Annotated in this window: 30 protein-coding genes; 14 read left to right on the top strand and 16 right to left on the bottom strand. The window is 52.6% G+C overall.

Features of this window, described 5'->3' with window-relative positions:
* Positions 1 to 15 precede the first annotated feature (15 nt).
* Genes J8X26_RS17995 through fliF form a run of 6 tightly spaced genes read right to left on the bottom strand, consistent with a single transcriptional unit; the run spans position 16 to position 6,706 of the window.
* Positions 16 to 1,410 (bottom strand): flagellar hook-length control protein FliK, encoded by a 1,395-nt coding sequence (locus J8X26_RS17995; protein ID WP_208951538.1) that lies wholly within the window; start codon positions 1,408 to 1,410, stop codon positions 16 to 18.
* Positions 1,407 to 1,853 carry a flagellar export protein FliJ gene (fliJ, locus tag J8X26_RS17990; protein ID WP_152326970.1) on the bottom strand — a complete coding sequence of 149 codons (447 nt, stop codon included), beginning with the start codon at positions 1,851 to 1,853 and terminating at the stop codon, positions 1,407 to 1,409. The genes J8X26_RS17995 and fliJ overlap by 4 nt, the downstream gene beginning before the upstream one ends.
* 18 nt (positions 1,854 to 1,871) lie before the next feature.
* On the bottom strand, positions 1,872 to 3,236 hold the full coding sequence (gene fliI / locus J8X26_RS17985) for a flagellar protein export ATPase FliI (protein ID WP_152326971.1): 1,365 nt from the start codon (positions 3,234 to 3,236) through the stop codon (positions 1,872 to 1,874).
* Positions 3,236 to 3,991, bottom strand: a complete 756-nt coding sequence (gene fliH, locus J8X26_RS17980) for a flagellar assembly protein FliH (protein WP_193333184.1) — start codon at positions 3,989 to 3,991, stop codon at positions 3,236 to 3,238. The genes fliI and fliH overlap by 1 nt, the downstream gene beginning before the upstream one ends.
* 7 nt (positions 3,992 to 3,998) lie before the next feature.
* Positions 3,999 to 4,994, bottom strand: a complete 996-nt coding sequence (gene fliG / locus J8X26_RS17975; RefSeq protein ID WP_193333183.1) for a flagellar motor switch protein FliG — start codon at positions 4,992 to 4,994, stop codon at positions 3,999 to 4,001.
* A complete protein-coding gene (gene fliF / locus J8X26_RS17970; protein WP_165057884.1) occupies positions 4,988 to 6,706 on the bottom strand; it encodes a flagellar basal-body MS-ring/collar protein FliF in 1,719 nt (572 codons plus the stop codon). Before fliF ends, fliG begins: the two co-directional genes overlap by 7 nt.
* Positions 6,707 to 6,988: 282 nt before the next feature.
* Here fliF and fliE point away from each other — a divergent pair, with 282 nt between their 5' ends.
* The 3 genes from fliE to J8X26_RS17955 all read left to right on the top strand — a co-directional run bounded on the left by fliE (position 6,989) and on the right by J8X26_RS17955 (position 9,180).
* Entirely contained in the window at positions 6,989 to 7,303 is a 315-nt protein-coding gene (gene fliE / locus J8X26_RS17965; RefSeq protein WP_152326975.1) for a flagellar hook-basal body complex protein FliE, read from the top strand.
* Positions 7,304 to 7,889: 586 nt separating this feature from the next.
* A complete protein-coding gene (locus J8X26_RS17960; protein WP_208951537.1) occupies positions 7,890 to 8,795 on the top strand; it encodes a bestrophin family protein in 906 nt (301 codons plus the stop codon).
* Positions 8,796 to 8,940: 145 nt separating this feature from the next.
* Positions 8,941 to 9,180, top strand: a complete 240-nt coding sequence (locus J8X26_RS17955) for a hypothetical protein (protein ID WP_152326977.1) — start codon at positions 8,941 to 8,943, stop codon at positions 9,178 to 9,180.
* Between the two features lie 86 nt (positions 9,181 to 9,266).
* Here the strand turns inward: J8X26_RS17955 and J8X26_RS17950 are convergent, their stop codons facing one another.
* Positions 9,267 to 9,746: a GNAT family N-acetyltransferase gene (locus J8X26_RS17950; protein WP_208951536.1), complete on the bottom strand. Its 480-nt coding sequence runs from the start codon at positions 9,744 to 9,746 to the stop codon at positions 9,267 to 9,269.
* A gap of 331 nt (positions 9,747 to 10,077) precedes the next feature.
* On the opposite strand from J8X26_RS17950, the gene J8X26_RS17945 reads away from it, so the two are divergent.
* Positions 10,078 to 10,251, top strand: a complete 174-nt coding sequence (locus J8X26_RS17945) for a hypothetical protein (RefSeq protein ID WP_165057865.1) — start codon at positions 10,078 to 10,080, stop codon at positions 10,249 to 10,251.
* A gap of 63 nt (positions 10,252 to 10,314) precedes the next feature.
* Here the strand turns inward: J8X26_RS17945 and J8X26_RS17940 are convergent, their stop codons facing one another.
* Positions 10,315 to 10,515, bottom strand: a complete 201-nt coding sequence (locus J8X26_RS17940; RefSeq protein ID WP_208951535.1) for a hypothetical protein — start codon at positions 10,513 to 10,515, stop codon at positions 10,315 to 10,317.
* Positions 10,516 to 10,700: 185 nt separating this feature from the next.
* Between J8X26_RS17940 and J8X26_RS17935 the strand changes: the two genes are divergently transcribed.
* Positions 10,701 to 10,970, top strand: coding sequence for a hypothetical protein (locus J8X26_RS17935; protein WP_152326980.1), 270 nt, complete (start codon positions 10,701 to 10,703; stop codon positions 10,968 to 10,970).
* A gap of 105 nt (positions 10,971 to 11,075) precedes the next feature.
* Here the strand turns inward: J8X26_RS17935 and J8X26_RS17930 are convergent, their stop codons facing one another.
* The gene (locus J8X26_RS17930; protein ID WP_152326981.1) at positions 11,076 to 11,351 is read right to left on the bottom strand and encodes a hypothetical protein; all 276 of its coding nucleotides are present in this window, start codon (positions 11,349 to 11,351) and stop codon (positions 11,076 to 11,078) included.
* Between the two features lie 237 nt (positions 11,352 to 11,588).
* Positions 11,589 to 12,014 carry a DUF4186 domain-containing protein gene (locus tag J8X26_RS17925; protein ID WP_152327193.1) on the bottom strand — a complete coding sequence of 142 codons (426 nt, stop codon included), beginning with the start codon at positions 12,012 to 12,014 and terminating at the stop codon, positions 11,589 to 11,591.
* A gap of 140 nt (positions 12,015 to 12,154) precedes the next feature.
* Between J8X26_RS17925 and J8X26_RS17920 the strand changes: the two genes are divergently transcribed.
* Together J8X26_RS17920 and J8X26_RS17915 are read left to right on the top strand one after the other, a co-directional pair.
* Positions 12,155 to 12,409, top strand: coding sequence for a hypothetical protein (locus tag J8X26_RS17920; RefSeq protein WP_152326982.1), 255 nt, complete (start codon positions 12,155 to 12,157; stop codon positions 12,407 to 12,409).
* Positions 12,410 to 12,479: 70 nt separating this feature from the next.
* Complete coding sequence (locus J8X26_RS17915) at positions 12,480 to 12,638, top strand: YqaE/Pmp3 family membrane protein (protein ID WP_152326983.1); 159 nt, start codon at positions 12,480 to 12,482, stop codon at positions 12,636 to 12,638.
* 82 nt (positions 12,639 to 12,720) lie between these two features.
* Here J8X26_RS17915 and J8X26_RS17910 read toward each other — a convergent pair whose 3' ends face one another.
* From J8X26_RS17910 to fliD, 5 genes are all read right to left on the bottom strand, one after another.
* Positions 12,721 to 12,897, bottom strand: coding sequence for a GhoT/OrtT family toxin (locus J8X26_RS17910; protein WP_095922224.1), 177 nt, complete (start codon positions 12,895 to 12,897; stop codon positions 12,721 to 12,723).
* A gap of 111 nt (positions 12,898 to 13,008) precedes the next feature.
* On the bottom strand, positions 13,009 to 13,746 hold the full coding sequence (locus J8X26_RS17905) for an AraC family transcriptional regulator (protein WP_307803483.1): 738 nt from the start codon (positions 13,744 to 13,746) through the stop codon (positions 13,009 to 13,011).
* Positions 13,747 to 14,074: 328 nt separating this feature from the next.
* The gene (gene fliT / locus J8X26_RS17900) at positions 14,075 to 14,437 is read right to left on the bottom strand and encodes a flagella biosynthesis regulatory protein FliT (protein WP_152326985.1); all 363 of its coding nucleotides are present in this window, start codon (positions 14,435 to 14,437) and stop codon (positions 14,075 to 14,077) included.
* A complete protein-coding gene (gene fliS / locus J8X26_RS17895) occupies positions 14,412 to 14,849 on the bottom strand; it encodes a flagellar export chaperone FliS (RefSeq protein WP_152326986.1) in 438 nt (145 codons plus the stop codon). Before fliS ends, fliT begins: the two co-directional genes overlap by 26 nt.
* Before the next feature lie 14 nt (positions 14,850 to 14,863).
* Complete coding sequence (gene fliD, locus J8X26_RS17890) at positions 14,864 to 16,291, bottom strand: flagellar filament capping protein FliD (protein ID WP_152326987.1); 1,428 nt, start codon at positions 16,289 to 16,291, stop codon at positions 14,864 to 14,866.
* A 254-nt stretch (positions 16,292 to 16,545) separates the two neighbouring features.
* Between fliD and J8X26_RS17885 the strand changes: the two genes are divergently transcribed.
* The 7 genes from J8X26_RS17885 to tcyN all read left to right on the top strand — a co-directional run bounded on the left by J8X26_RS17885 (position 16,546) and on the right by tcyN (position 23,039).
* On the top strand, positions 16,546 to 17,826 hold the full coding sequence (locus J8X26_RS17885; RefSeq protein WP_152326988.1) for a FliC/FljB family flagellin: 1,281 nt from the start codon (positions 16,546 to 16,548) through the stop codon (positions 17,824 to 17,826).
* A gap of 306 nt (positions 17,827 to 18,132) precedes the next feature.
* The gene (locus tag J8X26_RS17880) at positions 18,133 to 18,855 is read left to right on the top strand and encodes an RNA polymerase sigma factor FliA (protein WP_101076714.1); all 723 of its coding nucleotides are present in this window, start codon (positions 18,133 to 18,135) and stop codon (positions 18,853 to 18,855) included.
* A gap of 54 nt (positions 18,856 to 18,909) precedes the next feature.
* The gene (gene fliZ / locus J8X26_RS17875) at positions 18,910 to 19,416 is read left to right on the top strand and encodes a flagella biosynthesis regulatory protein FliZ (RefSeq protein WP_095922218.1); all 507 of its coding nucleotides are present in this window, start codon (positions 18,910 to 18,912) and stop codon (positions 19,414 to 19,416) included.
* Positions 19,417 to 19,604: 188 nt separating this feature from the next.
* Positions 19,605 to 20,615, top strand: a complete 1,011-nt coding sequence (locus tag J8X26_RS17870; protein WP_208951534.1) for a D-cysteine desulfhydrase — start codon at positions 19,605 to 19,607, stop codon at positions 20,613 to 20,615.
* A 134-nt stretch (positions 20,616 to 20,749) separates the two neighbouring features.
* Positions 20,750 to 21,550, top strand: a complete 801-nt coding sequence (gene tcyJ, locus J8X26_RS17865; protein WP_152326990.1) for a cystine ABC transporter substrate-binding protein — start codon at positions 20,750 to 20,752, stop codon at positions 21,548 to 21,550.
* Between the two features lie 71 nt (positions 21,551 to 21,621).
* Positions 21,622 to 22,290: a cystine ABC transporter permease gene (tcyL, locus tag J8X26_RS17860; protein ID WP_101076710.1), complete on the top strand. Its 669-nt coding sequence runs from the start codon at positions 21,622 to 21,624 to the stop codon at positions 22,288 to 22,290.
* Positions 22,287 to 23,039 (top strand): L-cystine ABC transporter ATP-binding protein TcyN, encoded by a 753-nt coding sequence (tcyN, locus tag J8X26_RS17855; protein ID WP_208951533.1) that lies wholly within the window; start codon positions 22,287 to 22,289, stop codon positions 23,037 to 23,039. The genes tcyL and tcyN overlap by 4 nt, the downstream gene beginning before the upstream one ends.
* A 243-nt stretch (positions 23,040 to 23,282) precedes the next feature.
* Here tcyN and phoA read toward each other — a convergent pair whose 3' ends face one another.
* A complete protein-coding gene (gene phoA, locus J8X26_RS17850; RefSeq protein ID WP_208951532.1) occupies positions 23,283 to 24,707 on the bottom strand; it encodes an alkaline phosphatase in 1,425 nt (474 codons plus the stop codon).
* Between the last annotated feature and the right edge of the window lie 705 nt (positions 24,708 to 25,412).

Genomic DNA, 25,412 nt, shown 5'->3' with positions numbered 1-25,412 from the left:
CGCATCTGCAAAACGCTATGCAAAGATATCCACGCTGTTATTTCCCCCAATCCGCTGCGCAATAGAAGCCGGAACGGGCAGGGCGTCACTGACCGACGTGCTGCTGCCGGAATTAAAAGCCGCCCAGCTTGACGCGTCACCCTGAGGCGTACCGGACTGCGAACTTTGCTGCTGAGCCTGCTGCCATTGCGAACTGTCACTGCCGACGCTGCTTTGCCCCAGGCTGATGCCGCTGTCGGCCAGCGCGGTTTTCAGCTCTGGCATGGCGGCTTCAAGGGCAGAACGAACGCCACTGTGGCCGGACACAAAGTGCAGCTGTGCCTGATTGTTCTCAATCTTCATGCTGATCTGAATGGAACCCAGATCTTCAGGATGCAGACGCAGTTGCGCCGTCTGTTGTCCCTGACGGTTAAACATCATCACCTGCTGACCGAGCTGTTGCTGCCATTCCGGTGTGCCAAGCTGGGCGTTCAGCACCGGCGTGGACGGCGCGGTGACGACGCTGGTGGTGGTTGGCGTCGTTGGAACTGAAGCAGAAGACACGGCAACGGCGGCGGTATTGAGCTGATTCAATGCCGTTGAATTGCTGTCGAGTGTACGGCTGTCGTTTTGCTGAACGGCTGCGGTGCTGTTTGCCGCCGCGCTCATTGACGCCAGTGCGCTGCTGAAATCAGCGGCATTGGTGGACGCCGTGCTTTTGCTGCTGGCGGCATGCTGTGAAGACGTTGTGGCGACAGAGGCCGCATTACCCGAGGCGGTTGCCGCGGTTTTCGAATCGGTGTCGGTCACCGCGGCAGTATTACCGTCGCCGGTCAGCAACGATGACGCCGTGACGTTCAGGCCGGAAAGCAGGGTGCTGGCGTTCTGCGCACGCGTGGTGTCGTCGCTGGCCGTCTGTGTTGCAGCCGCGGTCACGGTCTGAATCTGCTGCGCAGGCTGTTGCTGTACCGCCAGCTGAGCGAACAACGCCTGAATGCTGGCATCCGCAGAATCGGCATCTTTGTCTTTGTCACTCAGCGCGATGTCTTTCACCGACGTTCCCTTCAGGCTGCCGGTCGGCAAAACCTGAATGGCGGCGATCATTTTGCTCAGATCGCTGTCATCGAGCATCAGACTGCCGTCTTTCTCGCCGGTGGTGACCGCCTGCGTCAGCGTATCTTTATCCACCGTTTCGCCTTTAGCGCTGATTTGCTGCCCGAGTTTCGCCAGCGCGCTGGTGAGTTTCGGATCCAGTTTTGAGCCCAACTGGGCTTCGAGCTGGCTGGCAAAATCTGCCGGAGACGACGCGGTGCTTTCGCCAGTCGCGGTGACATCCGTCGCCGCGGCGCTGGTGGCGGACGAACTGCCGGTCGCTGCGCTCGTGGTCGTCTTTGCCGGGGTAACGGCAGCAGGCAAAATATTCAGATTCATGGATTTTTCTTCCTGTGTGCGCTGCGCTGGGCGAACTCATCGTTCTGTTTTTGATCAATCTTGTTTTCCAGAGAACGTTGCTGCTCGCTGGCACGGGATTGCAATGTCTGGTACGCGTTCAGCCGCTGTTGCTTTTCCTGCCACTGGTGAACGGCGGCATTGAGCCGTTGATCCCACTGTTGTAATTGTTTGCGGTGCTGGTCAATCGCCACTTCCAGCGTGCCGATGAACTGCTGGTAGTTCTGCCAGGTGTTCGCCGCTATGCCGCCGGTCATGGTGGAATTGAGTTTTTCGCGATATTCACGCTGGTAGTTGAGCAACATCGTGAGTTGCTGTTCAGCCTGATTATGCGACTGCCTGATCTGGCCTAAATTGTTGGTCGCCTGATCCAGCGCTTTTTGCGCAAGAGAACAAAGAGTAATTAATGGCGATGAACTTTCCATTCGACCCCCTTAAGTTAATTAACCCGGGAACAACATATTGAGTTCCAGACAGGCGTCTTCGTAAGTGCTGCGTTCCATGATGTCCTGCTGGAGAAAATTCTCCATTTGCGGATACAGCTTGATGGCCCGATCTAACATCGGATCGCTGCCTGCGGCGTAGGCGCCGACGCTGACCAAATCACGGTTGCGCTGGTAGCTGGACAACAGTTGTTTGAAATTACGTACGCGCCCGTACTGGGCGTCATCGATCAGCGATGTCATGGCACGGCTGATAGAAGCTTCGATATCGATGGCCGGATAATGGCCGGATTCGGCTAAGCGGCGTGACAGCACCACGTGGCCGTCGAGGATGGCGCGCGCGGAGTCGGCGATAGGATCCTGCTGGTCATCGCCTTCGGTCAGCACGGTATAAAATGCGGTGATCGAGCCACCGCCGGTGATACCGTTACCGGCGCGTTCAACCAGCGCGGGCAATTTGGCAAACACGGAAGGCGGATAGCCTTTGGTCGCGGGCGGTTCGCCGATGGCCAGCGCGATTTCACGCTGCGCCATGGCATAACGGGTCAGGGAATCCATGATCAGTAAAACGTGCTGGCCGCGGTCGCGGAAATCTTCAGCGATGCGTGTGGCATATGCGGCACCCTGCATGCGCAGAAGTGGCGAAACATCGGCGGGCGCGGCGATAACCACCGAACGGGCACGACCCTCGTCACCTAAAATATTCTCGATAAAATCTTTAACTTCGCGGCCACGTTCACCAATCAGCCCGACCACGATGACGTCGGCTTTGGTGTAGCGCGCCATCATGCCGAGCAGCACGGATTTACCGACGCCGGAACCGGCGAACAGGCCCATACGCTGCCCGCGCCCGACAGTCAGCAATGCGTTAATCGCGCGTACGCCGACGTCAAGCACGTCGGTGATCGGCGTACGTTGCAGCGGGTTAAACGGCGGAGTGATCAGCGCGGCGCGATAACCTGTATCCGGCGGCGGTAAGCCATCGAGCGGTTTGGCGCTGCCGTCGAGTACGCGACCGAGTAACTGCGGGCCGAGCGGAAGTTGTTTACCGGCTGTCTGGCCGTCGGCGGCAATCCGGGCATAAACCCGTGCGCCCGGCAAAATCCCTTCGACTTCTTCGAGCGGCATCAGAAACAGGCTCTGGCCGTTAAAACCGACCACTTCACTTTCAACTTCCTGCACAACCGGGCCGTCGTGACGTTCAATAAGACAGGTCGCGCCCAGCGGTAACTGCAATCCGGTGGCTTCAAGCACCAGGCCGGTCGCCCGCGTCAGACGGCCGTAGCGGCGAACGGAAGGCGTGCGGGCCATGCGCTTTTCCGCATCATCCAGCGTTTTCAGCAGGCGGCTCAGGCGGGCTGTCATCAGAGATCCCCCGGTGCCGCGAGGCGGCACAGCTCATGCCAGCGGGTAGCCAGCGACGCATCCATATCGCCATCCTCCGCGCTGACTTTGCAGCCACCGGTGTGGATCTGGCTGTCGGCCAGCAAGCGCCAGCCGTTCATGCTCAGGGTGGAACCCAGCTGTTGTTCAACACGTTCGAAATCTGCCGGGTTAACGCGCAGCTGCGGTTTGCCCTTGAACATCGGTTCCTGCTGGATCAGCTGCTGGATCTGGTTGAGCAGGGCAGAACCGTCGCAAATCGGTGCCTGTCCGATGATTTGTTTCGCGGCAGTCAGCGCCATCTGCATCAGGCGCGAGGCGATCACGCTGTCCAGCGCGTCCAGCGTTTGCTGGAAATCGGACACCATGTGCTGCCAGTGTTCGGTCAGAACGGCCTGCTGTTGCTGGCCTTCCTGCATTCCCTGCTGTTGTCCGGCTTCCTGACCCTGCTGAAAACCGGCGGCGTAACCCTGTTTTTGCCCGGCTTCCAGACCTTGCTGGAAACCCTGCTGTTCAGCGCGACGTTGCAGGTTCAGCAACTCATTCTGATCCACCTGAAGTTTTGGCAGACCGTCGTCCTGTTCTTCTTCGCCTTCGGCCAGCAAAGGTTCGTCCGGCGTGGTGAACACCGGCACGGCAAGGTCACCCGGTTTCCAGGGCTGCCACGGCAGGGCGTTGATGCGCTCGGCATTACGCTCTTCGGCGGTTTTCTTTTCCGGCGCGGGCTGGCCGGACATCGGATTATCAGACATAAGAATCCTCGCCGCCGCCAACCATCATTTCGCCGGACTCTGCTAAGCGGCGAACCGTTTGCAGAATCGCTTTCTGTTCGTTCTCGACCAGAGACATACGCATCGGCCCGCGGTTTGCCAGGTCGTCGCGCAGGATATCCGCCGCACGCTGGGACATGTTGCGCAGGAACTTGTCGCGCAGTGGCTGTTCCGCACCTTTCAATGCCACCAGCAACGATTCGCCTTCGACTTCCTGCAACAGGCGCTGGATGCTGCGGTCGTCCACGTCCACCAGGTTTTCGAACAGGAACATCTCGTCGATAATTTTCTGTGCCAGTTCGCCGTCGTAACCACGAACCGCTTCGATAACGGCTTCTTCCTGCTGCGTTTTCATCAGGTTGATGATTTCTGCCGCAGTACGAACACCACCCATCTTCGCGCGCTTGAGGTTCTGGCCGTCGAGCAGGTTGTTCAGTACTTCTGTCAGTTCCGCCAGCGCTGCAGGCTGGACACCGCCGAAGGTGGCGATACGCAGCATCACGTCGTTACGCAGACGCTCGTCGAACAGGGCCAGAATATCGGCAGCCTGACCGCGTTTGAGGTGGACCAGAATGGTGGCGATAATCTGCGGATGTTCGTCGCGGATAAGATCGGCCGCCATCTGCGGTTCCATAAAGTTGAGCGTTTCCATACCGCTGGTGGTTTCGCGCGATTCCAGAATATCTTCCAGCAGGCTGGAGGCACGTTCCTCGCCCAGTGCTTTCGTCAGAACCGAACGCAGATATTCGCTGGTGTTGACGCTCAGCGCGGCGTACTGCTCTGACTCGTCCTCGAACTCATTCAGAACCTCAGCCAGCTGCTTGTTAGAAATCTGATGGATATTCGCCATCGCGCCGCTGATTTGCTGAACTTCGCGAGGGGAGAGGTGCTTGAACACCTCTACCGCACGGTCTTCACCCAGGGTTATCATCAAAATGGCGCTTTTTTCGGTGCCGGTCATAGTCATGATTGTTCGGTACTCATCCATTGGCGGATAACCAGGGCGACGATACGAGGATCCTTATCGGCCAGCTCCTGAACACGTTGGGTCTGAACTTCGACGCTGACTCGCTGCTGAGAACGTTTACGTTTCTCCAGCTCGTCGTTGCTGAGTTTGACCGGCTTGCTGCCTTCAGGCTGTGGCATCGCTGCTGCGATGGCCGCTGCGGCTGCCGCATCTTTCTCTGCCTGCTGTTTGCGCAACATCGGACGAACCATCTTGCGCCACAGCAGCCAGGCAACAATCAGCACCAGCAACCAGCGACCTGCGTTGAGCAACTGATCGAAGAACGCCTGTTGTTTCCAGAACGGCAGCTCACCGGAATCATCAGCCGCTTCGTTGAACGGTGTATTCACCACGTTCAGCGTATCGCCACGTTCCTGCGAGAAGCCCATGGCTTCACGGACCAGATCATCAATTTTCTTCAGCTGTTCGTCAGTCAGCGGCTTCGCTTTGCCATCTGTCCCGACCTGATAGTTGACGACCACCGCTGCGGACAGGCGTTGTACGGCACCCGCGCTGTGTTGCGTATGGGTGATTGTGCGGTCAACTTCGTAGTTGGTGGTTTCATCACGACGGCTGTTCGACGGAACGGTTGAACGGTTTGCCGTGTTGTTTTGCGCATTGTTCTGTGCGTTGTTACCGGCCTGATTCTGTGCCCCGTTGGCGTTGTTCGCCGCAGGAGGATTGGTGACCGGCGCGGTCGCAGCCGGTGCAGGCTGGTTGCTTAATGCACCCGGTACGCCGCCGACGGCAGTGCCACCAATCTGGTCACTGGTGCTCAGCTGGCGTGAACGGACAGCGGCTTTTTCCGGCGTGCCGTTTGGCTGATAATTCTCGTCAGTTTGTTCGCGGCTGGCGTAGTCGATTTGCGCGGTGATTTGCGCGTGAACGTTACCATTGCCGACCACCGGCTGGAGGATAGATTCGATACGACGTTGCAGACGGCCTTCCACTTCGTTGGCGTATTTCAGCTGGGAAGCATTCAGGTCACGTCCATTGTTGTCCGACTGCGTCAGCAGATGTCCGCTCTGGTCGACCACGGTGACGTTGGCAGGTGGTAAACCCGACACGCTGCTCGACACCATATAAACGATGGCGTTGATCTGACCGTCATCCAGCGCACGACCCGGTTGTAAATTCAGGGTCACGGAAGCGGAAGGATTTTTCTGTTCGCGGACAAACAAGGAAGGTTTTGGAATGGCTAAATGGACGCGGGCGCTGCCGACCGGGCCCAAAGTTTCGATAGTGCGGGAGAGTTCACCTTCCAGCGCACGCTGATAGTTGATCTGTTCGCTGAACTGGCTGATGCCGAATTTTTCCTGATCCATCAGCTCAAAGCCGACTGCGCCACCTTTCGGTAAACCGGCGGAAGCCAGTTTCAGACGCGTTTCATACACTTTATCTGCCGGGATTAACAGGGCTGCGCCGTTTTCTGAAAACTGATAAGGGATGTTCATCTGCGTCAGCTGGGTGACGATGGCACCGCCGTCCTGATCGCCCAGATTGCTAAACAGCACCTTATAGGTGGGCTGTTTTGCCCACAGCATCATGACAACAACAATGGCCAGGGCAGCCGCAGCGGCGATGGCGATAGGAATTTTTGGGTTGGCGCGCAGGCGATTAAGCAACGCAGTTAAACCGTTTGGAGAGGTTTCTGCGCCGGCTATTGCGGAACTCATACAAGATCCCTATTTAGCTGTTGAATGGTGATGTTCATGTTGTCTCTTAACAAAACAGACTCCCAAGTGCGCAATCGTTGAAGCGTGACATTTTTCAGTCCTCCGTACAGGCAGGCCTATTTTCTAGGTGAGCCATTATTTGCCGCTAAAGGCAAAGTTAATGGCCCGATAAGCCATGGTTTTTAGGTTCAATTACCGCGTTTAGGAAAAAACTGATGTGATAGGGTGTCATTCCATGAAAGAAGCACTTTGTTCACCGACACAGCAATAAGCGGAGAAAACATGTCAATTCAAGGCATTGAGAGCGTTTTACAGCAGATGCAGGCCACCGCCATCAAGGCAGGCGCTACCCCTCAGACGGATACGACGTCAGAAGCGGGTTTTGCCAGCGAACTGAAAGCGGCATTAGGCAAAATCAGCGAGACGCAAAACAACGCAAAACTGGAATCTGAAAAGCTGGAGATGGGCGTTCCCGGCGTAAGCCTGAACGACGTGATGGTGGATTTGCAGAAATCATCAATTTCACTGCAACTGGGTATTCAGGTGAGAAATAAACTGGTGACGGCGTACCAGGACGTGATGAACATGTCGGTGTAATACGCTAATCTGCTGAAAATTATAGAGATGGGTGGTTACCTGTGGCCTGAAAGGGCATGGCGGGGACAGCGTCATGGGTTTTTGGTAGGAAAAACAAAAAGGAAGGTCACTGCGAAGAAATACGCAAAAAAATTAATAATCATCTTCCGAGTCTTTTGCTGCCGACCTGAAGATGAACCAGGCTGCCAACCCGATAATCGCTAATGCGATGAGTACAACAAGAATAATTTTCACTGATATGCCCGCTCCCAATTTTCCGCGATCGTCTCGCGAATAGGCCTGTAATTCCAATGGGTATAACCGATCATTATCACTATTTTGATCGTCAGGACCGATCAATCCTGAGAGCATTCACGCCATGCGCGCCATATATTCTTCTCAGTCTGGTTTGTTATCGGACATTACCATGCCAAACATTATGTTTCCGTTACCGTTTGTACAAAGTGATCACCTGCGCTTGTAAACGAAAACCGTGATTTTCAAAATAAATGTTACCGGTGTCACAAAATTGTCCTTTGCATGTGCAGGTTTATTTGCAAGAATCGCAAAAAAAATCGCTTCACCTGCAAAAGCACCTCCATAAAAAATGATAATCCGTCCTCCGCGTCACTGGTTCTTGCGTTTGTTCGCCTGGCATGGCTCTGTGCTGCCCAGCATTATGTTCCGCCTTAGTCTGAATTTATTGATGTCGCTCGCCGCCATTCTCAGCCTTCCCTGGTATGAGACGCTTGGCGTTAAGCTCACGCTGGCGCCGTTCAGCTTGCTGGGGGTGTCGATTGCGATCTTCCTCGGTTTTCGGAACAGCGTGGCGTATTCGCGCTACACCGAAGCGCGTCAGCTGTGGGGCGGGTTACTGATTGCCTGTCGTACGTTACAAAGTCAGGTAATGGCGGTGTGTCCGGGCGAAGCGCAGCGCGTGACGACGCTGTTGCTGGCGTTCTGTTACAGCCTCAAACATCAGCTGCGCCACAGCGATCCGCGGCCTGATCTCGAACGTCTGTTAGGGGAAGATGCGGAAGATATTCTGTCACGCCGTGCGCCGACCAACATTGTGCAGCTGCGGATGTCACAGTGGCTTGCTGAACGGCGCCGCAGCGGGGATTTGTCGGATATCGTCTACACCCACATGGACACCACGCTGTTGCAACTTTCGCAGGTCGTCGGCGGGTGTGAGCGTATTGTCAGCATGCCGATCCCGTTTGCTTACGGGCTTTTACTGCACCGAACGGTCTATCTGTTCTGTAGCTTATTGCCGTTCGCGCTGGTGGTGGATTTGCATTACATGACGCTGCTGGTTTCAGGTTTTATTTCGTACAGTTTCCTGTCGCTCGATACGCTGGCGGAAGAGCTGGAAATGCCTTTCGGCTATGCCAATAACCATCTGCCGATGGACGCGATGTGTACCAATATCGAAATTAACCTGCGCGAGATGAACAACCAGACGCAGTTGCCGGATACCCCGATGCCTGATCGCCATTACCGTCTTTCCTGAGTTTTGAACAGGCGCACGGAATGGACATTTTGTGCGCTAAAACGTAGCACTATTCTGAAGGTTCACGATACTGTCATAATGATGAAACAAAAGTGAAATAGGGTATTCGGGCAAATACAACTCCCTCCATTCTCACGAGGTATTTATGTCAGTCGTTCAGGCCAAATCATTAATCGAAGCCGAAGAGCTGCTTAATTCCGGTATGGTGAAAAAAGTCGAACTGGCTTTTAGTATTAACAGTGATGAGTTTTTCAAACTTGCGCTGGAATGTGGCGACCGCGGTGCCAAGATCACTAAAGGCAAAAAATTCTTCGTTATCACCCTGAAAAAATGGGTTATTCCTTCCAATGAAATTCCTGCATCGAAAAGCAATGTCCTGATGTAATCTGCTTCTCGCGTCTCCATAACCCTGTCACGAGGCAGCGTTATGGAGATATTTTTCTGCATTTCTCCCGGCATTTTCGCACCGTATCAGGCCACCGATTTCATCATATACACGCTAAGCGGATCCGGTGAGAGACGATAATCGCCAAACGCTTCTGTGCGCGCGTATCCCAGCTTTTCATACAGGGTGATGGCTTTTTCCTGAAACACGCCGGTTTCTAAAAACAAATCCCGATAGCCCAATGTTTTCAGTTTGCTTTCCATTGCATCAACCAGCAGTGAAGCAATACCCTGACCGCGGTACAGCGGATTCACGTAGACCCGTTTCATCTCAGCAATCGGTTTTTCATGCCCTTCAGGCCGCGAAATATACAGACATGCGCATCCTGCCCAGTCATCGTCTACCCGCGCCATAAAACAGAAAATTTCACCGTCATCGAGCGTGGAGACGTTAATTCCCTGAAAGGATTCCGGCGGGTAGAGCGGGTATTGATAAGCATCCAGCTCTGCAATCAGTCGTGTCAGATGCGGATGATTCGCATCGGTTTCAAAAATCTGGGCACTCACAGCGCGGGCTCTCAATGCAACAAAATGGATTCATATTCTTAACCGAAATTACATCGAAAACAAGCGGCTGGGGGAGTGCAGCGAAGCCTGTATCCGGCATTCGCCCCGAAAGAGTGTAAAAATGGATGACGTCTTGTGCATGTCTGTCAGAGTTGTCTGATTTGATCAAATATTGATCTTTTTATCGCGTATCTGTACTTCTTTTATGCAACATTTATCGGGAGTGATTAATGTATGTAATGAAATCACTCGGTGTGATTAATAGTTGATGTATGATTACTTCTGTAGGTAAAGCAGTACATTATAAGAGCATGATTGAAAGGATAAAATTATGGCTGTCTATCCTGTTGGCGTTTTTGTCACGCTTACTTTTACACCAGGTTTGTTTGAAGTTATCGCTGTTCTGGATGAGGTAACGCCGGTGCAGTATCAGGTTATTAATGTGGAAACGGGAAATGTGATCCGGGTGAATGAGAATTTCATTCGCGGAATTGTCAAACCGTAGTCACGCGGGTTAAGTCAGGTATCAGGCCGGCAGAGGATACTCCTTTGGCCGGCCTTCTTGTTATCAGTCTGGCATTAAATTGTTAAAATCGTCCTCATAGAGCGCCCGACATTCCTCGATAAATTCCGGGTATCCCAATTCTGACGTCTGAACTTCCCGCCCCAGTCGTTTTTGCAAGTTTTCGTGAAATCCTTCGAATTCGCCATGCAGGATCCCGGTAAATCCGGTCAGGATAATGCATTGCTCTGGCGTTAATTTTTTCACGGTGGATCCTTATCAATGGTGTAGAACTACGTTTTTATGCGGCAACGCGGGGACAACAGCGGTGTACGAAACGTCGTTCATAAGAAAAATGCGTAAAGAGAGAAGTGCTTCACGCCGGTATCCGGCAGGACGCGGCAACATATTCTATCCTGTAATTAATCCCACTGGAAAACAAGGAGTCACCTATGGATCAGGATCTGTTTGAACAGGCACCACTGCCGCTGCTTACCCGGTTTCAGGTGGGCGATCGTGTAAAATTACTCACTTTCCCGGTGGGCGTTCATCCGGCCAGTTATCAGCTGGATGTGGCGATTACGCAAATTCAGGACGGAGAATTTGAAGGGGAGATTGTCCGTATCGCGCCGCTCGGACGTTTAGGGCACCACGAAGCGCATTTCACGATCGGTGGGCACGTCGCCTTTTACGCCCGAAACATTCAGGGCATGGCCGCCTGAATTCATGGGCTGAATGTCTGACGGCGAAAACTCTCAGAAAGCAAAAACCCCGCTTAAAAGGGCGGGGTTCGTTTACGATCGTACTTTTCAATATACTTTTGTTTCTTACATCATCGGCTTAACGTGTTTGGTGAGCGCCTGGGTGGTCAGTTCATCGGCCTGAATTTTCGAACAATTTCCGCAATAACCGACCAGATACCAGTTTCCGTCAGCCCCTTTTTCAGGCTTCACTTTATAGCGCTCGTTCTGTTTACCGTAAAATTCACGTTCTGCACTTTGTGATGCATCTTCCCAAAAACACAACGAAAACTGATGTTGTTTATCAACATGACGTTGTCCGTTGCGGCTTCCACCTATCAATAAATAATGATACTCAGACATGCATCCTCCTTTTCCCAATGGGGGGTAATAATCCTCACTACAGTGTAAAACTCATTTCACCTGGAAAACTCACCCGAAAGACTGCACAAGAAGACAATAAAAGGGCGCGCAAAGGCTGCCCGGCAGAAAACTGTCTTATTCCTTAAAATTATAGAGTACAGACGCAGCAGGGTACTTAAATCCTGAAAAATTGTGACTGCTGTCACTCTTTATTTTTTTACCACTGTGATGCGCTTCTTACAATAAATCCATTTGTTGTGGGTCAGAATTTTTTGGTTTTGCTTTCCGCGGTTTAGCGGCTGGCGCGGGCCGCTGCATTTCCTGATGTATCCAGTGCAGGATCACTGCAACCGTATAATCCTGCTGCGTTTGTGTCATCTCAGCGTGTGCCGCAATACGATGCCATTTTTCCAGACATCCGCGACAGCAGGTGGCGGTGGCGTGCTGGGCGATAAACACCGGATGGCCGCGCATCGGCGTCTGCCTGCCGTCGGCCTGAGGTTCCGCAGGCGCGAGCCGCCGGCTAATGAAATCGGCGGCGTGCTGCGCCACGGTATCGGGCCCGTGACTCATACAATATTCGTATTCTTTCGGGCCAAGATGAAAGCGCTGGCGAAAGGGGGAAGACGCCAGACGCTGAAAAACGTCGTCGGTTGAAAACATAGTGATGGTGTCCATGCGCAGGTTAGACGCAGAAATAGCGGGTGTTTTTGCATCAGCTGTCGGCTTTGACCGAACTGTTGCCATGCTAGTCTGGTTTTAATGACTTTCCCACCGACTTTTCACGACAGCAGGAACACGCTATGGCAGAAAAACAGGTAGTCGATTTAGTGATGTCGGTTAACAAACATGCCGAAGAAACTGCCATGCAACATCTGATGCTGCGCAATTTTATCATCGTGATGTGCCGCAATATGACGGACGAGCAAAAAACGCAGGTGAGATGGCAGATGCGCCAGATCCATCAGATAACCGATGCCGAGTACCGCGCAGGCGATGTCGAATTGCTCGATAAAGTGCGTCGAGACGTGGAAATTATGCTGGACCTGATCAATTAAGTTTCATCTGATAGGCGGCTTTGTTTCCCTGAACTATCATTAACTCAATGATAACCAAAGGGAGATGAACATGGGATTCTGGAGAGTTTTGATCACCATCCTGGTACCGCCGTTGGGCGTGCTAATTGGTAACGGATTTGGCGGTGCTTTTTTGCTGAATATCATCCTGACACTGTGCGGTTATCTGCCGGGTCTGATCCACGGCTTTTGGGTGCAAACCCGCAATTAGCAGCAACGTAAACAGTAGCAACAACAGTTGTACAGAACCCGGCCTGAAAGCCGGGTTTTTTAATGAGCGCAGTTTTACAGCGTCAGAACAGGGAGAAGAGCAGAACGACGGGAAGGCTCATCGGCCAGGTAAACCCGATAATGCCGGACGTTAACAAGCGTATTTTAATCGTGTCGCGGCTCACGAGAAGCGTCACCAGTGCCGCAATACCCAATCCACCCCAATAAATCGTTTTAATCACTTCCCACCAAACGTGCACTGCCAACCCCTGATCACCCGTAAATTAACGGCGTGTATGATATTCGGTTAACATCTGGTAATCAATTATTGTGTGATGTTACTCATGATTTAGCATTGTAGTGCTTAGGAGTTAGTTGTTATAAGTCATCGTTTGTGCTGAGAGGGGTCGCATATGCCCGCGGATCGCGGTAGGCGCGAAGCCAAAACGCTTCCGAAAACGTTCCGCAAAACGGGAGCCACTTTCGTAACCGACCTGATGGGCAATGTTGGAAATCGCCAGATCGGTGCATTGCAGTAACCGCAGCGCCTGTGTCATGCGGACATCAATCATCAGATTGCGCAGGACACAATCCTCGGCCGCCAGCCGGCGGCGAAGCATCACTTCATTCATCATCAGCTGTTCCGCCACTTCCGCGGCGGTAAACGATTTATGCAGATTATCTGTCAGCAATTCGCGCACACGTTGTGTCATGCTTTCGCTGTGTTGCAGCGAATAACGCACACCCAGATGCGACAGCCAGAGCAATTGTTCCAGCATACGATGGCGGGTAATGGGCGCGGGCAGGCCGTGATGCCAGAGAATGGCGCTGTGGGTATCGGTAAAACTCTGTTTAAAAGCCACCGGGATATGCGGAATAACCTGTAGCGTTTCAACGGAAAGCAGTGGGGCTGAAAAGCCCGTGGCATGGAGCCCCGCATCACTGAGCAACTGGTGATCCCAGGCCATAATGGCGCAGCTGAAAGGGCCATTGTCTGAGAGATGGTGGGTGAGACTCAACGTTTGTCCACTGTTGAGCACCAGCATTTCCCCCGCCTGTAGCGAGAATCGCTGTTCCTGGTTAGTAATAGAAAGACTTCCATTCTGCACGAGGATTAATTGCGGCTTATTAATATAGACATCGTGAATAAAAAGCTCACTATGCTGAATAAGTAGCGAAATAGTGCCTATCCCTGGAGTCACTTTTATTTTACGAACCATATCGATGATGCCCGAAATGACGACCGCAACCTGTTGTTTGCTGCCTGATATAAAACTTCCCGCTTATGCCAATACAAACAGGCTGCCGGTTTAGGCGAGTGTTACGGAAGGAGACAGAGAGAATCAGCCCTGGTAGCCGTATGCTCTCTGCCCCTGAAACCTTATTTTTGCACAAGAAATATTGGAAAAAAATAAATCAAAAGAAGTACTTTAATAATTATTGGTGATCGCCAAAAGCAATCGAACGGAGATCAATTTTTCCGTACGTCGTGTTCACTTGTTGTTGTCGGGACGACTGACCAATCAGCTGGGTGAGCGTATTCATCCGAGCCTGTAATAACGTTTTAATCAAATTTTCATTGTCGAGAATGATACGTAAATAACGGCGAATATCATTCTGAACCATTATCGAGGTCTGTTCTGACATCGGTAATTTGGTGGTCGCTTCCACGGCTTTCACATAACTGACTTCGAGCTCGACCAGCTCATCCCATTTTTCATCTTGCGCCAGCCGCAACATCTGCTCGCTTAAAGACAGGATCAGTTGATATTCATTAACCAGATACTGATGTTGATCCATTATATTGGTCCTGCGACGGGTGGTGGTTTGGGCCGATTTGCCGCCAGGCATCGGCGATATTTTCAAGCAAGGCCAACACCTCGGTGATGGCCTCTTGATCGTTGTGTAAATTTGCATGTAATAAACGGCGGACCATATAGGAATAAAGCGCTTCCAGGTTATCCACTAATTCCGGGTCCCCTTTATCACGGCTTAATCCGGCTTTTAATCCGCTGTCGATAATATTAATCGCCATGGACAGGGATTTGCCTTTTTCGGCAATGCTTCCCTGTTGAATGAATATGCGTGCACGGATCAGGGCGCTGCGCGCCCCGTCAAATAACATCGTGACTAACTGGTAAGGCGACGCACTCATGACTGCGCTTTCTACGCCAACCTGGGCGTAGGCCTGTGTTCCTTTAGCGTTATACATAATCTGTTTCCTTACTAGCTTGAACTTGATGAGGACATGGCTTCGAACTGCTGCGTCAGGTATGTCGCCGTGCTGTTGAGCTTTTGAATCGAAACATCAAGTGCAGTGAATTGCGTTTTGTAACGGGCGATGGTGGTGTTGATGCTGTCATTCACTTTGTTGTACTGATCGGTCAGTCCTTTCAGGGTGGTGTTAACCGCCGTTTCTGCGTTAGCAATCGTGCCGTTGGTACTGTTCAGGAACCCGGTATTCAGGTTGCTGATATTGGTCATCACGCCAGTGGTTTTACCGTCGCCGACCATCATGGTCTGCACTGCATTCGGATTACTGGTCAGCGCGGTGCTCAGTTTGGTGCTGTCAATTTCCAGTTTGCCGGTATCCGGGTCGGTCGTAATGCCGATGCTGGATAAAGAGCTGATCGTGCCGGAACCTGATGCTGCAGTGACGGCGGATTTCAGACGCGTCTGAATAGTGCGCAGCGCACTGTCACCCAGTAATGCACCGTTGGTGCTGTCAGCCGTATCAGTATTCGTCGCGGTCGCGGTGAACTTAGTCAGGCTGGCGAACGTGTCCTGTAATGAGTTGTAGGCATCAACGAAAGTCTGAATGGCCGTCGTGGCTGTACTGGTATCTTTCGCTACTGTCAGGCTGGCCGCGGTGGAAGTGGTTCCCGTCAGATTTAAGGTGATCCCATCCTGTGCGTCGCTGATGGTGTTGCTCTGACGCTCCAGATCTATGCCGTTGAACGTCAGCTTGGCATTCATTGCCTCAGCATTTTGCGTCATCGCACCCGTGCCGGTGGAAGAGTCATAACCAATAATGTTATTGAGCTGGTCATCACCGGTCACGCTGACGGTCATCTCAGAATTGGTGCCGGTATTGTTGGCGCTCAACACCAGCTTGTAGCTGCTGTCGGTCACTTTAACGATACTCGCCGTGACGCCGCCGCCGGCTTTATTGATTGCATCGCGAACGCCGGTCAGTGAAGTCTGATCGTCCGTCAGTTTAATGCTCAGCGGAGTACTGCCGTCGCCCTGGCTGATGGTCAGCGTGCGCGAGTTACCGGTAGTGGTTGAGCCTAATGCTGCCGTACTGCTGCTTTGCGTGGCAGAGATTAAAGATTGAGATGCCGCCAGCTGTGTCACGTTAACGGAATATTTACCTGCCGCCGCGCCGGTGCTGGTGGTCGCGCTGAATGCCGAGGTGTTGTTAGACGTTGCCGTCGTCGCGCCGTAAGTATTGGTAGACGACAATGCCGTCGCCGCATCGGCAAAGGTTTGTACTGCGCTTTTCAGCGTGCCGTAAGCGGTCAGCTGAGCACTGTAACTGGTCTGTGCCGTGGTGATTGGCGTGAGACGCGCCTTTTCTGCGGTGGTCAGGTTATCCAGCAAAGTGGAGAGATCTAAACCTGAGCCGATACCTAATGAAGAGACAGTGGCCATATGTATCCTTGTACGGGTTGTATAAGAGTCTTTAAGCCCTATCGGCACGACGGAGAAAAAGTTTAATAGATCGCAACAAAAAGTAATGGCGTGAATAGGCGGTATAAGGAAGGGTAATTCTCAAAGTAAGAAATCGACGTTTTTTGAGAAATAATTCTAAAGGTTGCGGGAGTAGCGCCGATACAAGTTTGGACGGTGATGAACGCCGTGGGCAATAAGCCCGAACCCTTAACCAGATTTGAAGGAATACACTCATGGCTCAAGTTATCAATACCAACACGCTGTCTCTGATGACTCAGAACAACCTGAACAAATCCCAGTCCGCTCTGAGCACCGCTATCGAGCGTCTGTCCTCCGGTCTGCGTATCAACAGCGCAAAAGACGATGCTGCTGGTCAGGCGATTGCTAACCGCTTCACGTCTAACATCAACGGTCTGACTCAGGCTTCACGTAACGCCAACGACGGTATCTCCGTTGCGCAGACCACTGAAGGTTCACTGAGCGAAATCAACAACAACTTACAGCGTATCCGTGAGCTGTCAGTTCAGGCTGCCAACGGCACCAACTCATCTTCTGACCTGACCTCAATCCAGGACGAAATCACTTCACGTCTGTCTGAAATCGACCGCGTATCTGGTCAGACTCAGTTCAACGGCGTGAACGTACTGGCTTCTAACCAGACGATGAAAATTCAGGTTGGCGCAAACGACGGCCAGACTATCTCCATCGACCTGCAAAAAATCGACTCTACTACTCTGGGTCTGAACGGTTTCTCTGTATCAAGCAACGCTCTGAAAACCAGCGATGCTATCACTCAGGTTGGCGCAAGCGGCTCCCTGAAAAACGTTGACCTGTCTGCAGCTGCCACTTCTCTGGGCCTGGACGCAAGCAAACTGTCTCTGAAAAACGTTCAGACAGCAGCAGGCGCAGCCACTGCAACTTACGTTGTTTCTGATGGTACTAATAACTACGCAGCCTCTGTAGATGACGCTACTGGTGCTGTAACTCTGAACACCACTGACGTTTCTTACACTGACACTGACAACGGTGTTACTGCAGGTACTCAGACTGGCAAACTGGTTAAAGTTGGCGCAGACGCGACTGGCGCAGCAGTAGGTTACGTGACCGTTCAGGGTAAAGACTACAAAACTGCAGCAGGCGCTATCACTGACGGCGGCGCTACTGGTACTGCTAACGTGGCAAGCACCATCGGTGACATCTCTGATACAGCTAACACCAACGCTTACACCGGTGTGGCAACTTCTGATCCACTGAAAGCAATCGACGCTGCAATTGCTAAAGTTGACACCTTCCGTTCTTCACTGGGTGCGGTTCAGAACCGTTTCGATTCTGCAATCACCAACCTGGACAACACCACCACTAACCTGTCTTCTGCACAGAGCCGTATTCAGGATGCTGACTACGCAACTGAAGTTTCTGCAATGTCTAAAGCGCAGATCTTGCAGCAGGCGGGTACTTCAGTATTGTCTAAAGCTAACCAGGTTCCTCAGTCTGTACTGTCCCTGCTGCAATAATTGTCGCTGGCGACAATATAAGCAGTCCGGTTACAAACAGAACAAACCCCGCTCCGGCGGGGTTTTTTTTAACCAAAATTTACCTTTTTCCACGATTAATGAAACGCATTCGCTGGTATAATTTAGGATAATCTTTATGTTGTGATTGTTTTTTAGGCGATTGCGATCCTGGTAATCCTGCGGGTCTGAAACAGAAAGTGCGAGACATAATCAAAATAACCGCGCTTTTCAGTCCTTATTCAGGCGATTGAATGGGGATTACCACTGGCACAATGATACTGACCCTCAATTTGCCAGGTTACGACAGTGAGCGATCTGTATACCGCCGACGGCGTGATAGACAAAAATTCTTTGTGGCAGCGCTATGTTCCGCTCGTGCGCCATGAAGCCCTGCGTTTGCAGGTGCGGCTTCCCGCCAGCGTAGAGCTTGATGATCTACTGCAAGCGGGAGGGATCGGCCTGTTAAATGCGGTTGAGCGTTTTGATGCGATGCAGGGTACGGCGTTTACCACTTATGCCGTCCAGCGTATCCGTGGCGCGATGCTTGATGAGTTGCGAAGCCGCGACTGGGTGCCGCGCAGCGTCAGACGTAACGCGCGTGAAGTGTCTCAGGCGATGCATAACGCAGAACAAAAATTAGGGCGACCACCGAGTGAAGGAGAGGTGGCGCAGGCACTGGATATTCCCATCGAGGAATACCGGCAGATATTAATGGATACGAACAGTAGCCAGTTGTTTTCTTATGACGAATGGCGCGAAGAGCACGGCGATACTGCCGAGGCATTGATGGAAGGGCACGAAGAGGCCAACCCGTTACATCATCTGTTGGAGGGCAATTTACGCCACCGGGTGATGGAAGCTATCGATGCGTTACCAGAACGGGAAAAGATGGTACTTACGCTTTACTACCAGGAAGAGTTGAATTTAAAAGAGATCGGGGCGGTACTGGATGTCGGGGAATCCCGCGTAAGCCAGCTCCACAGTCAGGCGATTAAGCGTTTACGCAGCCGCCTGGCCAACGACCACTGATCCGCTTTTTCCTGGCCGGTTATACATTTTATATCCCTTATCAGGAATAAATTTATGCCAGCGGGAATCAAAACAAGGCCTTTAAGCCGTTATCTTAAAGATTTTAAACACAGTCAGACTCATTGCTCACAGTGTGCAAAAGAACTCGACAGGATGGCACTGGTGTTTCGCGGGCAAATCATCAATAAAGAGGCCATCGCCAAGATGGACCAGCCTATTGATGATGACGTGTGGCACAACCTGTCGCAGGAACTGACCGCTCTGTGTCGTTTTTGCAGTGAGATAAGCTGTAACAGCCATTCGTCATATTTTGACATCATGGCGTTTAAGCAATATCTGTTCGAGCAGACAGAGATGAACCACAGCACGGTGCGCGAGTATGTTGTCCGCCTCCGCCGTCTGGATGAAATCTTGTCAGCAAATAACTATCCTCTCGATAAGCTTTCAGGGGACAGCATCCACCAGCGGATCATCAGTGATTTGCCGGTGGCGGGCCACGATAACTACCGTATTGCTTTGCGCAAATACGACCAGTATCTGGCCTGGCAGAAATCCGCGTAAGCGGCGCTCTTACAGACTGACACACAAAACGCAAACAGGCTCCTTCGGGGGCCTGTTTTTTTGTCTTGAATCTGTCCGCATAAAGTATTAATTCTTAATATACTTATTTCATAACCATTCTGCGCAAATACATCTGCTTCGACTATCACGACTTCGCCGGCCTTGCGGCTGTGCGTCAGGGGAACGCTGTGCCTGCTAAAATTGCTTTGCTTAAAACCCGGCTGGAAGCCTTTGATCGTATTGATTTACTGGGCAACTGCACGCCATTAGAAAAACTCCACCGTCTCTCTGAGTTCACGGGCCGTGACATCTATATCAAACGCGATGACATTACGCCGCTGGCGATGGGCGGTAACAAGCTCAGAAAACTGGAATATCTGGCCGCCGCCGCGCTGGCAGAAGGTGCGGATACGCTGGTGACAGCAGGCGCGATTCAGTCCAACCATGTCCGTCAGACGGCGGCAGTGGCGGCGAAACTGGGCCTGAAATGCGTTGCGTTGCTGGAAAACCCGATTGGCACCACCGAAGCCAATTATCTGACCAACGGCAACCGCCTGTTGCTGGATTTATTCAATGCCGAAGTGGTGATGTGCGATGAACTGCACGACCCGACGGCGCAGCTGGCAGAATTAGCTGAGCGCCTGGAAGGGCAAGGTTTTCGTCCGTACGTTGTGCCGGTCGGCGGCTCGAATGCGCTGGGTGCGCTGGGATATGTCCGGTGTGCGCTGGAGATTGCTGAACAGTCTTCCGCGAGTTTCGTCGATTTCAGCGCAATCGTGGTGGCGTCCGGCAGTGCGGGGACACACGCCGGGCTGGCGGTCGCATTGCAGCATTTAATGCCGGATACACAACTGATAGGCGTGACGGTGTCACGTAAAGCCGACACGCAGCGTCCGAAGGTGGAAACCATTGCCCGTGACGTTGCTGCCAGTTTGCAGTTTGATGAAAAAATACCGCAGATCGTTTTATGGGATGACTATTTTGCACCGCGCTACGGTGAGCCGAATGAAGCGGGAATGGCGGCGGTGAAATTGCTGGCGGAGCAGGAAGCGATGCTGCTGGATCCGGTATATACCGGCAAGGCAATGGCCGGTTTGCTCGACGGCATCGAACGCGGATTATTCCCGGACGAAGGCCCGATCCTGTTCATCCATACCGGCGGCGCGCCGGCACTGTTTGCGTATCATCCGCAAGTGTGATGCCATACAGTACGCTTATGCAATTTTGCGCTAAGATTATGAAATTATATTCCTGATAACTCTCGCGGCGGGTGCTACTGTGCGCAAATCGTCAGATATATAACTTTCTAACATCGATAATAACTGAGGTGTATATGGTTTTTTCCACATTGCGTCGTCGTTTACTTCTGGGTGCTGTGGCCGTCAGCCTGACAGCCGGTATGGTCACCAACAGCTTTGCTGATGAAGGCTTACTGAAAAAAGTGAAAGACCGCGGCACGCTGATCGTCGGTCTGGAAGGGACTTACCCTCCGTTCAGTTTCCAGGGTGAAGACGGCAAACTGACCGGTTTTGAAGTGGAATTCGCCGATGCGCTGGCACAGCATATGGGCGTGAAAGCGAAGCTGCAACCGACCAAATGGGACGGCATGCTGGCTTCTCTGGAATCCAAACGTATTGACGTTGTCATCAACCAGGTGACCATTTCCCCTGAACGTGAGAAGAAATATGACTTCTCCACGCCGTACACCGTTTCCGGTATTCAGGCGCTGACCAAAAAAGGTAACGAAGGCTCAATCACCAAGCCGGAAGATCTCAAAGGTAAGAAAGTAGGCGTGGGTCTGGGCAGCAACTACGAACAATGGTTACGCGCGAATGTTCAGGGCGTGGACGTTCGTACCTATGATGATGACCCGACGAAATATCAGGATCTGCGCGTAGGTCGTACCGATGCGATTCTGGTTGACCGCCTGGCTGCGCTGGATCTGGTGAAGAAAACCAACAACACCTTAGCCGTTGCCGGTGCGCCGTTCTCCCGTCTGGAATCCGGTGTTGCGATCCGCAAAGACAACCCTGAATTACTGGCCGCCATCAACAAAGCGATTGCAGAAATGCAAAAAGATGGTTCTTTAGCCAAAATTTCCGAGAAGTGGTTCGGGGCTGACGTCACCAAATAATTATCCGTTAAACCCGGAGCTGATCTTGCTCCGGGTTGTTTCAGGATACACATCCAAAAGGTCTTTATCGGATGCAAGAAAGTATTCAACTGGTGCTGGATTCAGCACCATTTTTATTGAAAGGAACCCTGTTTACCCTCCAGCTGAGTCTGGGCGGTATGGTCTTCGGGTTAATATTAGGCTTTATGCTGGCGCTGATGCGCCTTTCGCATTTCTGGCCACTGTCGTGGCTGTCACGTTTTTACGTCTCCGTATTTCGCGGTACACCGCTGATTGCACAGCTGTTTATGATTTACTACGGTTTGCCACAGTTTGGTATCGAGCTGGATCCTATTCCGGCGGCTATGATTGGCCTCTCACTCAACACCGCGGCTTATACTTCTGAAACCCTGCGAGCGGCGATTTCGTCAATTGAAAAAGGGCAGTGGGAAGCGGCGGCAAGTATCGGCATGAACCCCTGGCAGACGATGCGCCGCGTGATTTTACCGCAGGCGGCACGTACTGCGTTGCCACCGCTGGGCAACAGCTTTATCGGATTAGTGAAAGATACCTCGCTGGCGGCGACCATTCAGGTGCCGGAACTGTTCCGTCAGGCTCAGTTGGTCACCTCCCGCACGCTGGAAGTGTTCACCATGTATCTGGCCGCATCCATTATTTACTGGGTGCTGGCGACCGTTTTATCCTTCCTGCAAAACCGTCTGGAAGACCGCGTTAACCGCCAGGATCAGGAGCCTTCATGAGTACCATTGACGTTAAGCAACTGACGAAGAAATTCCACGGCCAGACGGTTTTGCACGGTATCGATTTACAGGTTAATGCCGGTGAAGTCGTCGCGATTATCGGGCCGAGCGGTTCGGGAAAAACGACGCTTCTGCGCAGCATTAACCTGCTGGAGGAGCCGGACGGCGGCACAATCAAAGTCGGCAATATCGAAATTGACGGCAACAAGCCGATCAGCAAACAAAAAAACAAAGTCCGCGAATTGCGTCAGCAGGTGGGCTTTGTGTTCCAGAACTTCAACCTGTTCCCGCACCGTTCTGTGCTCGAAAACATTATTGAAGGCCCGGTGATTGTGAAGGGCGAACCGAAGGCGAAAGCCATCGCGACGGCGCATCAGCTGCTGGAGAAAGTCGGATTAAGCGGCAAGGAAAACGCTTACCCGCGTCGCCTTTCCGGCGGTCAGCAACAACGCGTAGCGATTGCCCGCGCGCTGGCGATGAGCCCGGAAGTGATCCTGTTCGACGAACCGACCTCTGCCCTCGACCCGGAACTGGTCGGCGAAGTGCTCAACACCATCCGCGCGCTGGCGCTCGAGCACCGCACCATGGTCATCGTGACCCACGAGATGAGCTTTGCGCGCGATGTTGCGGACAGAGCGATCTTTATGGATCAGGGGAAGATCGTAGAGCAGGGGCCTGCGAAGGCGCTATTCTCGAACCCGCAGCATGCGAGGACGAAACAGTTCCTTGAGAAGTTTCTGGCGCACTAGATTCAGTTTTATGCACAAGCCGCTGCACAAGGCGGCTTTCAGTCACTGGATCGGGAAGATTTAGGTTTCTCACTTGCAGTGAGGGCTGACAGCTGACCGAGTAAATTTCGGTTTCGGCGGTAGCCGCTGAGCGATCATTGCAATTGAAAAACCGAAACTTTCGCGATCCAGTTAAAACCTGATGCCACGTTGGATGGCAATCCAACACAATGGCTTTGAGCCGCCAAAGCAGCGGCCTCCTGCTTATTTAATATTCATTGCTTCCCGCATGGTATAGAACAAATCCGTCTGGTCGGTCAGCCCGACGACGTTCGCGGCGTGTGGCCCGAACGCGGCGATCCGCAACTGAGTCCCGGTGTGACCCTGCGAGTCATCCTCGGAATTCCCGTAACTGATGGTCATCGGCGCGCCATCTTTGGTGGTCAGCGTTTGCGTGAGGCCGGGGGTTTTGGCGTCGGCTTCAATAATCTGGCTGGAATGCGCGTGATCGGCGGTCACAATCACCAGCGTATTGCCATCATGACGGGCAAATTCGAGGGCTTTCTGCACCGCTTCATCCAGATCTACCGTCTCACCAAACTGACCGCAAGGGTTGGCAGCGTGATCCTGCTTATCAATCGACGCACCTTCGACTTGCAGGAAGAAGCCGTTTTGATTGGTTTTCAGCAGGTCGATCGCTTTTTCGGTCATCGCGGCCAGCGTCGGGATCTCTGCGGTGCGCTGCGGATTGTCTTCGCAGGTGACGGCAGGTTTATCGATATTGCCGTGATACGTGGCTTTCGGACCCTGCCAGCGTACCGGCATATTGCCGTCGGCGAATAAGCCCAGCAGCGGTTTTTTCTGGTCGGCCTGTGCGATGGCATTCAACTGGTCGGCGTTTTCTACCCACACATAACCTTGCGCCAGCGCCTGGTCTTTCAGAGATTTACCGCTGAATTCGCCGGCTTTCGCCAACTGACTGAAGGATTTTTTGCCGCCGCCCAGCGTGACGTCGGCGCGTGCCTGCAACAGCTGTTCAGTGATGGAACCGCGTCCGCCATTTTCCAGCGCGTTGTTGGCGCATTTTTCGGCCGTTTCTTCCGGGCCATAGCATTTACGGGACGTGACATGCGCGATTTGGGCGGCTGGCGTGGCGTCCTGCAATTCTGCCGTCGAGACGTTGCCGGTCGCTTTGCCTGCGGCTTTGGCGATCTCGAGAATGGTCTGGTGATCTTTACCGTTTACGTCCACCCCGATCGCGCCGTTATAGCTTTTTACGCCGGTCGTCCAGGCGGTGGCTGAGGCGGCGGAATCCGTTACATAGCTTGGTTTCTGTGTCTTTTTATCCAGAGAATAATGCGTGTACTGACCGGTCAGCGGCAGGGCATCGATGCCTTTGAAATAACCGCCTGCGCCTTCTGCATAATTTCGTGCGGAAGTGATTTCAGAATCGCCCATTCCGTCGCCAATCAGCAGGATTACGTTCTTCACCGTTTTATCCGAAAGCGAAGCTTTCAGCGCTTCCGTCTGGTCACCGCTCAGACGACGAGCGCCACCCGGTTCAGTCAGCACGCCTTTTGCTGCGCGGTCTGTCAGGGCGTCCGGCTCAGCCGCGAAAGCGCTGGCAGATGTGGAAACCAGCAGGGCGGCAGAGAGTGCGCGGGCAAGCAGGGAGAGAGGTTGTTGCATGGTCAAAACTCCTTTTGATAAACCGTCAGAAATAATAAAACACAGATTGTTGTATTTTGTTACCGGTAGGTTAAGTCAGAGTTATGACGTTTTAATGACAATTCGGTCTGCTGATAAGCAGTTCGAATATGATCGAGGTGTTTCCTTGTGCAGAAGCCGCTGCACATGGCGGCTTTCGGTTACAGGACCAGGAAAGTTTCGGTTTTTTTACTTGCAGTGAGGGGCTTGGACTATGACCGGGGAAGTTTCGGTTTTTCACTTGCAGTGAGGGGCTGGGACTATGACCGGGAAGTTTCGGTTTTTCACTTGCAGTGAGGGGCTGTAACTATGACCGGGAAAGTTTCGGTTTTTCAATAACTGTGTTCACTTAACCTGCTGCGTCGAAACCGACCAAAGAGGCCCAGGACGGGGCCTCTTTGGAATCTCCGCGTCTTGCTAACAGCGCGCTATCGCTCGCTGGCTATGTTTCAGGGGCCAGCGCTATTGCCGCGAAAACTTGCCGCTACGCGGTACCCTCACTCGGTTTCGAGCCACAGGTCTCGAAACACTTCGCTCGGCAAGCTTTCCGAAAGCGGCTGGAGGCTTTTTCAATTCAAAATCAGCATGCATCTATCTTCCGAATTACATAGCCATTGGCCGCTTTCAAAACGACGTCGAATGAACGGTGAGAAACAGCGAGAGTCTTTTTCCGAGCCGGTTCGAGCC

The organism is Rahnella sp. ChDrAdgB13 (genome assembly GCF_017655185.1).
GTDB lineage: Bacteria > Pseudomonadota > Gammaproteobacteria > Enterobacterales > Enterobacteriaceae > Rahnella > Rahnella contaminans.
Note: the sequence above shows the minus strand (reverse complement) of the source record. Positions and strands in the feature narration are given on the sequence as shown.

What these genes read in the sequence shown, in the direction of transcription:
- J8X26_RS17995 (WP_208951538.1), bottom strand. Translation starts at nt 1,410, where the DNA reads ATGAATCTGAATATTTTGCCTGCTGCCGTTACCCCGGCAAAGACGACC.
- fliJ (WP_152326970.1), bottom strand. Translation starts at nt 1,853, where the DNA reads ATGGAAAGTTCATCGCCATTAATTACTCTTTGTTCTCTTGCGCAAAAA.
- fliI (WP_152326971.1), bottom strand. Translation starts at nt 3,236, where the DNA reads ATGACAGCCCGCCTGAGCCGCCTGCTGAAAACGCTGGATGATGCGGAA.
- fliH (WP_193333184.1), bottom strand. Translation starts at nt 3,991, where the DNA reads ATGTCCGGCCAGCCCGCGCCGGAAAAGAAAACCGCCGAAGAGCGTAAT.
- fliF (WP_165057884.1), bottom strand. Translation starts at nt 6,706, where the DNA reads ATGAGTTCCGCAATAGCCGGCGCAGAAACCTCTCCAAACGGTTTAACT.
- fliE (WP_152326975.1), top strand. Translation starts at nt 6,989, where the DNA reads ATGTCAATTCAAGGCATTGAGAGCGTTTTACAGCAGATGCAGGCCACC.
- J8X26_RS17960 (WP_208951537.1), top strand. Translation starts at nt 7,890, where the DNA reads ATGATAATCCGTCCTCCGCGTCACTGGTTCTTGCGTTTGTTCGCCTGG.
- J8X26_RS17955 (WP_152326977.1), top strand. Translation starts at nt 8,941, where the DNA reads ATGTCAGTCGTTCAGGCCAAATCATTAATCGAAGCCGAAGAGCTGCTT.
- J8X26_RS17945 (WP_165057865.1), top strand. Translation starts at nt 10,078, where the DNA reads ATGGCTGTCTATCCTGTTGGCGTTTTTGTCACGCTTACTTTTACACCA.
- J8X26_RS17935 (WP_152326980.1), top strand. Translation starts at nt 10,701, where the DNA reads ATGGATCAGGATCTGTTTGAACAGGCACCACTGCCGCTGCTTACCCGG.
- J8X26_RS17930 (WP_152326981.1), bottom strand. Translation starts at nt 11,351, where the DNA reads ATGTCTGAGTATCATTATTTATTGATAGGTGGAAGCCGCAACGGACAA.
- J8X26_RS17925 (WP_152327193.1), bottom strand. Translation starts at nt 12,014, where the DNA reads ATGTTTTCAACCGACGACGTTTTTCAGCGTCTGGCGTCTTCCCCCTTT.
- J8X26_RS17920 (WP_152326982.1), top strand. Translation starts at nt 12,155, where the DNA reads ATGGCAGAAAAACAGGTAGTCGATTTAGTGATGTCGGTTAACAAACAT.
- J8X26_RS17915 (WP_152326983.1), top strand. Translation starts at nt 12,480, where the DNA reads ATGGGATTCTGGAGAGTTTTGATCACCATCCTGGTACCGCCGTTGGGC.
- fliT (WP_152326985.1), bottom strand. Translation starts at nt 14,437, where the DNA reads ATGGATCAACATCAGTATCTGGTTAATGAATATCAACTGATCCTGTCT.
- fliS (WP_152326986.1), bottom strand. Translation starts at nt 14,849, where the DNA reads ATGTATAACGCTAAAGGAACACAGGCCTACGCCCAGGTTGGCGTAGAA.
- fliD (WP_152326987.1), bottom strand. Translation starts at nt 16,291, where the DNA reads ATGGCCACTGTCTCTTCATTAGGTATCGGCTCAGGTTTAGATCTCTCC.
- J8X26_RS17885 (WP_152326988.1), top strand. Translation starts at nt 16,546, where the DNA reads ATGGCTCAAGTTATCAATACCAACACGCTGTCTCTGATGACTCAGAAC.
- fliZ (WP_095922218.1), top strand. Translation starts at nt 18,910, where the DNA reads ATGCCAGCGGGAATCAAAACAAGGCCTTTAAGCCGTTATCTTAAAGAT.
- tcyJ (WP_152326990.1), top strand. Translation starts at nt 20,750, where the DNA reads ATGGTTTTTTCCACATTGCGTCGTCGTTTACTTCTGGGTGCTGTGGCC.
- tcyL (WP_101076710.1), top strand. Translation starts at nt 21,622, where the DNA reads ATGCAAGAAAGTATTCAACTGGTGCTGGATTCAGCACCATTTTTATTG.
- tcyN (WP_208951533.1), top strand. Translation starts at nt 22,287, where the DNA reads ATGAGTACCATTGACGTTAAGCAACTGACGAAGAAATTCCACGGCCAG.
- phoA (WP_208951532.1), bottom strand. Translation starts at nt 24,707, where the DNA reads ATGCAACAACCTCTCTCCCTGCTTGCCCGCGCACTCTCTGCCGCCCTG.